Annotated in this window: 7 protein-coding genes; 3 read left to right on the forward strand and 4 right to left on the reverse strand. The window is 63.2% G+C overall.

The window, feature by feature from the left end; all coding sequences use genetic code 11:
- Positions 1-127: 127 nt before the first annotated feature.
- The 4 genes from AC1RJY_RS00510 to AC1RJY_RS00525 all read right to left on the reverse strand — a co-directional run bounded on the left by AC1RJY_RS00510 (position 128) and on the right by AC1RJY_RS00525 (position 3,790).
- Positions 128-1,306, reverse strand: a complete 1,179-nt coding sequence (locus AC1RJY_RS00510) for an adenylate/guanylate cyclase domain-containing protein (RefSeq protein WP_011774143.1) — start codon at positions 1,304-1,306, stop codon at positions 128-130.
- Complete coding sequence (locus tag AC1RJY_RS00515) at positions 1,296-1,889, reverse strand: PH domain-containing protein (protein ID WP_498600906.1); 594 nt, start codon at positions 1,887-1,889, stop codon at positions 1,296-1,298. The genes AC1RJY_RS00510 and AC1RJY_RS00515 overlap by 11 nt, the downstream gene beginning before the upstream one ends.
- Positions 1,882-2,832, reverse strand: coding sequence for a biotin--[acetyl-CoA-carboxylase] ligase (locus AC1RJY_RS00520; RefSeq protein ID WP_014921181.1), 951 nt, complete (start codon positions 2,830-2,832; stop codon positions 1,882-1,884). Before AC1RJY_RS00520 ends, AC1RJY_RS00515 begins: the two co-directional genes overlap by 8 nt.
- Before the next feature lie 67 nt (positions 2,833-2,899).
- Entirely contained in the window at positions 2,900-3,790 is an 891-nt protein-coding gene (locus AC1RJY_RS00525; RefSeq protein WP_498600908.1) for an SDR family oxidoreductase, read from the reverse strand.
- Positions 3,791-4,007: 217 nt separating this feature from the next.
- Between AC1RJY_RS00525 and AC1RJY_RS00530 the strand changes: the two genes are divergently transcribed.
- From AC1RJY_RS00530 to AC1RJY_RS00540, 3 genes are all read left to right on the forward strand, one after another.
- Positions 4,008-5,591, forward strand: coding sequence for an acyl-CoA carboxylase subunit beta (locus tag AC1RJY_RS00530; RefSeq protein ID WP_011774139.1), 1,584 nt, complete (start codon positions 4,008-4,010; stop codon positions 5,589-5,591).
- Positions 5,588-5,833: an acyl-CoA carboxylase epsilon subunit gene (locus AC1RJY_RS00535; RefSeq protein ID WP_043469952.1), complete on the forward strand. Its 246-nt coding sequence runs from the start codon at positions 5,588-5,590 to the stop codon at positions 5,831-5,833. The genes AC1RJY_RS00530 and AC1RJY_RS00535 overlap by 4 nt, the downstream gene beginning before the upstream one ends.
- A 66-nt stretch (positions 5,834-5,899) precedes the next feature.
- Complete coding sequence (locus tag AC1RJY_RS00540) at positions 5,900-7,582, forward strand: DUF885 domain-containing protein (protein ID WP_014921178.1); 1,683 nt, start codon at positions 5,900-5,902, stop codon at positions 7,580-7,582.
- The last annotated feature ends 252 nt before the right edge of the window (positions 7,583-7,834 follow it).

The raw sequence follows: 7,834 nt of genomic DNA on the forward strand, positions 1-7,834 counted from the left end.
TCCGGCCCGGCTCCGGCTGAGCCGTCGTCAGGAACACACAGGTATGCAGACTACCGGGTTAATCCATCGTTTTGCTAAGTGGTGACGCAGTTCTCAGTGTGGGTGGTTCCTGCAGTCGGCAAGTTGCTTAGTCCAGCACCAAACCCTTGCCCCGCCCGCGGGCGAGCATCACGGGGTGGATCTCACCGAAGCCACGGACGTTCTCCGATTTCTGGGGAACCAGGACGAAACGGTCGTCCTGTCCCAGGGCAGCGGCAGTCATCGCGTCCACGAGCACTGTCCCGGGCTGCGCCAGCGTGGTCAGCCGTGCGGCAAGGTTCACGGTGGGACCGTAGATGTCGCCAAGCCTGGACAGGATGCGCCCCCACACCATGGACACGCGGCACTGCGGGAGGATCTCGTCCTCGGTGAAGGCCTGCGCCAAGGCAAGGGAAATCTCGGCGCCGGCCGCAGGGGTTTCAGCGATGTACAGAACTTCGTCGCCCACGGTTTTGACCAATCGGCCGCCACCCACCGAAATGATCTCGGCGCACTTGTTCTCAAAACGCTGCACCAATTGGGCGAGAGTTTTCTCGTTCATGCGGCGCGACAGGCTGGTGTAGGAGACAAGGTCCGCGAATCCCACTGCCCGGGCCAAGGGCAACGGCGAATCGTCTTCGTCGCCCTCCCGGCCCTCCTCGCTGGCCTGGAGCCCGGCTTCCGCGCGAACGGCAAGCCGCTGGACGCCGGCATTGAGTTGGCGGCGATAGGAGTACACCAGGATCTCTTCGAGGGAATCCACCAGCGCCGGCAGCTGACCCACCAGTTGTTTTCGGGCCACGGCATCAGGGATTCCCTGCTCGGAAACCATGTCCTCCACCAACGCTTCGATCTGCCAGACCACCATGCGGTCCGTCATTTGCCCGATGGAACGGGTCACGGAGATAGCGGCTTCTTCAGTCAGGAGGCCCGCACGGACCAGATCCAGGATGCTGGACAAGGCAGCTTGGTCACGTTCAGTAAAGGCAACGTCCTCGTCACCGAAGTTCGGGAACCCCAGCGCGCGCCAAATTTTCCGTGCGGACAGGATGGATACGCCCGCGCCTGCAGCAACCTCACGACGCCGGAGCTTGCGTTCCCCGCCAAGGAGCTTCGCCTCGAGCGCCTTAATAGCCAGGCGCTCCGCGGACATCACGCCAGTGGGCGGACCTGTTTGCACCGACGCCGGAGCAGGCCCGGCCTCAGTATCTTCGTCCACGGAAGGTTCCGGTACGGCGTCGAACTCCTGGTCCAGGTCCTCGCCGGACTGCTGATCCTCAACGCTCATCTCTTCCACCTTCTCTCAACTCCCACGGCAATTCTTCAAAATCTCCCAGCACTTCACCCTCAAAAACCTCACCTTGCGGGAGTTCGTCCATCGCGTCAAGAATGTAGCCCCGGAACTTCCCTACCTCGGGAACGTCGGCCAGGACGGCTGTTCCAGAGTGCCCGGTATCCAAGGATATATTCCCCGAGTGCAATGCCCGTTGGAGCATGCTCTGCTGGACACCCACGTTGCGGATGGCCATGAGCGATACCTGCCAATCACTCCGCCGAAACATTCCGTTCTTGGCAAGTACGCGCCGGCTAGTCAGGATGTACTTGGCCGAACGCCACCGCAACACCCGCCTAAGGCTGTACGCAGCGAGGAACCATCCCGCGAGCACTACCACAGTACCCATGAGCCACGGCGTCCATTCCGCCGTGATGACGGGCGCCAGGCGCTGCGGGTTTTCCCTGACGATCCAAGCACAGACAAAGCCGGTAACAGCCGGAACGGCGATGAAGGCCAGCACCGGAAAGAAGAGCGAGCGGGCCTGTTGGCGCGTGATCGTGATGACCTGCTCCCCCGGAAGTAACTCTTTACGCATAACCGCTTTCTGTGGCGCGCAAGTGCACCACATCTCCGGCTGTCACTACGTGTTCCCTGCCGCCATGGTCCACCACCAGCAACGAGCCGTGCTCGTCCAGGCGCGAGGCGTGGCCCACGAGTTCGTGATCCCCGGGAAGGTGTGCCCGAACTTCGCGGCCCAACGTCACCATGGCAGACTCAACGCGCTTGTGCAGCGACGGGCCACCCACCAAACCGGCCGCAGGGTCTCCTTCGGAGTTGCAAAAGCTGCGGTACAGCCTGGCGAAGCGCGAAAGGTAGCTCTTCAGCAGCGCGGTGCGGTCCGTCGTCGTGGCCCCTTCCAGGGCGAGAGAGGTTGCCGTGGGAACGGGAAGTTCATCCTCGGCCAGGGAAACATTGAGGCCGACACCCAGGATCACCGCAGGAACGGAGCCATCGCCCAAAGGGGTCATCTGGGCCAGGATGCCGGCCACCTTTCGCCCGTTGACCAGCACGTCATTGGGCCATTTGATCTCCGCGGTGATGCCTGCCGTTTCCTGCAGGGCCTCGCGCAGCGCAACTGCAGCTAGCAGCGACAGCCAGGAGTAGCTCTGCGTCGGGACCGGCATGCCTTCTGCCGTGACGGGACGCAGCACCATGGAGACGGACACCGCCGACCGCTTTGGTGATTCCCAGTGACGGTCTAGCCGTCCGCGCGCCGCTGTTTGGTGTTCTGCGGTCAACACGGCAAGGTCGGCCCATTTTTTGGGCTCAACCGTGACAGCCCGGACGAGGTCCTGATTGGTGGATCCCGTGGACTCGACAATGTTCAGCTGGGAGATGCCGGTTGCAGACAGGAAGTCCGGCTGGAGCAGAGCATCACGGTCCAATGCCCCACGATCCAACGGGGAACGGGACTGCCCGGACGTTACCTCTCCGGACAAGACCTGTGGTTCGCTGCTCTCTGGCTGTTCGGCATCCATAGCTGAATCCTATCCAGTTGCGGCGTCCCCGGATGATGGCTGCCCTGAAAAACGGCTGTGAATCCGCTTAGAGGAAGATGTCCGGCACCAAGCGGTCTTCGGGCGCGCCGAGACTATAAGGAGTGAAATCCGACACGCCCGCAGCGCGCAGCACTTCTTCGTCCGTGTAGAAGTTCCCGGTCGAGCCAGATCCCGTCAGCACTGCGTGGGCGGCATCGGCCATGATTTCCGGGCCTCGGGCCGCCTGTACGATCTGCTGCCCACCGGGCATGTTCCGGATTGCTGCGGTGTCGATCAGGGTGCATGGCCAGAGCGAGTTGACCGAAACGCCGTCGTCCTTCAGCTCTTCGGCGAGCCCCAAGGTGGTGAGGCTCATCCCGTACTTTGCCATGGTGTAGGCCAAGTGCATTCCGGCCCATTTGGGGTCCAGGTTGAGGGGCGGGGAAAGGGTGAGAATGTGGCCGTGGCTTGATTCACGCAAGGCGGGAAGTGCCAGTTTGGATAGCAGGAACGTGCCGCGGACATTGATGTCCTGCATAAGGTCGTAGCGCTTCATGTCCACCGCGTCGGTGCGGGACAGATCGATCGCCGAGGCGTTGTTCACCACTACGTCGATTCCCCCGAAACGTTCGACGGCGGCGGCGACTGCTGCGGCGACGTCGTCATCATTGCGGACGTCCCCGACCAGCGGCAGTGCCTGGCCGCCCGCATCGACGAGCTGCTCTGCGGCGGTAAAGACTGTGCCCTCAAGTTTGGGGTGAGGGTCGCCGGTCTTGGCCATGAACACAATGTTGGCGCCGTCGCGGGCTGCACGGGTGGCAATGGCCAAGCCTATGCCGCGGCTGCCGCCGGACATGAGAATGGTCTTGCCCTTGAGCGAAGCAGTGGCCACGTAGGGGGTGGTGCGTTGCGTTTGACCCTCTGTGGAGGCGGAGGAAGCGCCGTTGCTTGAAGTCATGGGGACACTCTAGCCCAACTATGTTACTGACGGGTAACATAGTGATGGCTTTGGCTTGAACGCGGAAAATTGTAGGGTTTCTACAGCGGTTCGCGGCAAAGGCGTCACTAGACTGGCCTGCGGGGCCTGTTCTTTGTACGGAAGCTACTTAAGTCAGCTACTTATCCGAACCCGGAATTGCGCCAGCGAAAATCAGCTACAGAGCCGGAGACACTTGATGAGCCACGATCTGACAACGACAGCGGGAAAGATTGCCGACTTCCGCGACCGCCAGGCCCGTGCGGAACAGCCTTCCGGCCCGGAAGCGATCGAAAAGCAGCACGCGCGCGGCAAGAACACCGCCCGCGAACGCATCGACCTCCTGGTTGACCCCGGATCATTCGTCGAGTTCGACGCCCTCGCAGTCCACCGTTCCACCGCCTTCGGCATGGAGAAGAAGAAGCCGCTGGGTGACGGTGTTGTTTCCGGCTACGGCACAGTGGACGGCCGCCTGATCGCCATCTACAGCCAGGACTTCAGTGTCTACGGCGGCTCACTGAGCCAGGTCAACGGCGAAAAGATCGTCAAGGTCCAGGAATTCGCCCTCCGCAACGGCTGCCCGGTTGTGGGCATTAACGACGGCGGCGGCGCACGAATCCAGGAAGGCGTCGCCTCGCTGGCCATGTTCGCGGACATCTTCCGCAACAACGTCCATGCTTCCGGCGTGGTCCCCCAGATCTCCCTCATCATGGGCCCGTGCGCCGGTGGCGCCGCCTACTCCCCCGCCCTGACCGACTACGTGGTCATGGTGGACAAGACGTCCCACATGTTCATCACCGGACCGGACGTCATCAAGACCGTCACCGGCGAAGACGTGGACATGGAAACCCTCGGTGGCGCCCGCCAGCACAATGCCACCACAGGTACCTCCACCTACCTGGCATCGGATGAAGCTGACGCCATTGAGTTCGTGCGCGAGCTCCTGGACTTCCTCCCCTCCAACAACCTGTCCGAGGCCCCCGTGGTGGAGCACGACCAGGAACTGGAACTCAACGACGACGACCACTCGCTTGACGGCCTGATCCCCGATTCCGCCAACCAGCCTTACGACATGCGCAAAGTCATCGAGCAGATTGTTGACGACGCCCACTTCCTTGAGATGCAGTCGCTGTACGCTCCCAACGTGATGATCGGCTACGGCCGCGTCGAGGGACACACCGTGGGCATCGTGGCTAACCAGCCCATGCAGTTCGCGGGAACGCTGGACATCTCGGCCTCGGAGAAAGCCGCCCGCTTTGTCCGTCACTGCGACGCGTTCAACATCCCCATCATCACGCTGGTAGACGTCCCCGGCTTCCTGCCCGGCAAAGATCAGGAGTTCCAAGGCATCATCCGCCGCGGCGCCAAGCTCCTTTACGCCTACGCAGAGGCAACAGTTCCGAAGCTCACGGTCATCACCCGTAAGGCCTATGGTGGCGCGTACATCGTGATGGGCTCCAAGAAGCTGGGCGCGGACCTGAACCTCGCGTGGCCCACCGCGCAGATTGGCGTCATGGGCGCCCAGGGTGCAGTGAACATCCTTTACCGTCGCGATCTCGCTGCCGTGGCCGAGGCCGGCGGCGACGTCGAAGCCAAGCGCGCCGAGATCATCCAAGGCTACGAGGAAGAACTCCTCAACCCGTACCAGGCAGCACAGCTGGGCTACGTTGACGCAGTCATCGCTCCCTCGGACACTCGCCTGCAGATCATCCGCGGCCTCCGCGCCCTCCGCGACAAGCGCGCGAGCCTGCCCACCAAGAAGCACGGAAACATCCCCCTGTGAGCGCGCCAAAGCATCGCGCCGACTCGGCGCCCGCCGAAGCACCCGCTGAACCCATGTTCTCGGTGGTCAAGGGCGAGCCGACGGCCGAAGAGCTCGCGGCGCTTGCCGCCGTCGTGCTTTCCTTGGGCGCCCCGCAAGAGGTTGCCGCGTCCAAACCGAACGTCCGGCACTGGGTGCGTCGCCAGCAACTGCGTCTGGATCCCACGCCGGGTCCAGGTGCGTGGAAGCGCAGCCGGGGTTAATTCCCTCGCGTGTAGAAAAGTTCAACAACCCTTTCACGTAAGCGGCGTCGCGGTTAGGCTCTGTGGGTGACTACTGCAAACACTCCCGTACGCCCTAAGTCCGCCATCGATGCCGTCGCTGACGCGTACACAGAAAAGCTGATCGAACTCAATCCCAGCTTCGCCACCACACTGGGATTGCCGGGACACGAAACCGAATACCAGGACTACTCACCGGCCGGGGCAGCAGCCCATGCGGAGGCCACAAGGTTGGCCCTGGATGCTCTGGCAGGCCTTGAGCCTTCCGATGATGTGGACGCTGTTACCCTCGATGCCATGCGGGAACGACTCGGCCTGGAACTGGAAATCCACCAGTCCGGCTGGGACGCAGCCGACCTCAACAACATCGCCTCGCCCGCCCAGGACATCCGTGCCATCTTCGACCTCATGCCCACGGACACGGTTGAACACTGGGAGCACATCGCGGGCCGCGCCGCCAACGTACCCGGTGCGATTGAGGGCTACATTGCGTCCTTGCGCGCCGCAAAAGACGACCGCAAGGTAGCCGCCGCACGCCAGATTCGGATCGTCATCGAACAAACCGGCCGGTACGCCGCCGAGGACGGCTTCTTCGCCAAGATGGCCGCAGACGCATCCCTTGGTGATGCGCCGCTGCCCGCCGAAGTCCAAGACAAGCTCGACGCCGGCACATCCGCCGCGCGGTCAGCGTACAGCGCCCTGGGGGCCTTCCTCCGCGACGAACTCCTCCCCGTCGCCCCCGAAAAGGACGCCGTGGGCCGCGAACGCTACTCCCTGGCCTCCCGTTCATTCATCGGCGCCGAAGTCGACCTGGAAGAGACCTACGCCTGGGGAGTCCAAGAGCTCGAGCGGCTCATCAGCGAGCAGGAGAAAGTTGCCGGCCAGATCAAGCCCGGTGCATCGATCGAGGAAGCCAAGAGCATCCTCAACAACGATCCCGCCCGCCAGATCAAAGGCACGGACGCACTTAAGGCCTGGATGCAGGAACTCTCCGACCGTGCCGTGTCCGAACTCGCCGACGTCCACTTCGACATCCCGGACGTCATGAAGACCCTCGAGTGCATGATCGCGCCCACCGACGAGGGCGGCATCTACTACACCGGACCGTCGGACGACTTCTCCCGGCCCGGCCGCATGTGGTGGTCCGTACCCGCCGGCGAAGACACCTTCACCACCTGGTCCGAAACCACCACGGTGTTCCACGAAGGCGTTCCCGGCCACCACCTCCAAGTGGCCACGGCAACCTACCGGCGTGAACTCCTCAACAACTGGCGCCGGAACGTCTGCTGGGTTTCCGGCCACGGCGAAGGCTGGGCACTCTACGCCGAACAACTCATGCTGGAACTGGGCTACCTCAAGGACCCGGGCGATCATATGGGCATGCTGGACGGCCAGCGCATGCGCGCAGCCCGCGTGGTGTTCGACATCGGCGTCCACTTGGAACTCCCCGTCCCCGAACGTTGGGGCACCGGCACCTGGACACCCGAGAAGGGATTCGACTTCCTCAAAGCCAACCTCGACATCAGCGAAGGCCAGCTCCAGTTCGAATTCACCCGCTACCTCGGATGGCCGGGCCAGGCGCCGTCCTACAAAGTGGGGCAGCGTTTGTGGGAGCAGATCCGCGCCGAGCTTGAATCCCGCGAAGGCTTCGACTTGAAGTCCTTCCACAGCAAAGCGCTGAACATCGGATCGGTCGGTTTGGACGTCCTGCGCCGGGCGCTGCTGGGCTGAGGCTCATGCGCTTCCGGCCATTGGCCTTTAGGCGGGTTCTAACTGGGGGCGGGCTTTAGCTGGGGGCTGGGCGGGTTCGCGCCCGCTCCCGCCCCGTGCACCCCTTCGGCGTCAAGAGCGCACCCTTTCCCCCATTGCGCACCAGAGGTTACGGGTGCGATCGGCGGAAAGTGGTGCGCTGGCTACAACGCCGCCGCCAGGACGGAGCCGGGCGGGCGCAACCCCAAGTCCCAGACACACTCATTCCCACCC

The organism is Arthrobacter sp. GW822-FHT05G07 (assembly GCF_058799755.1).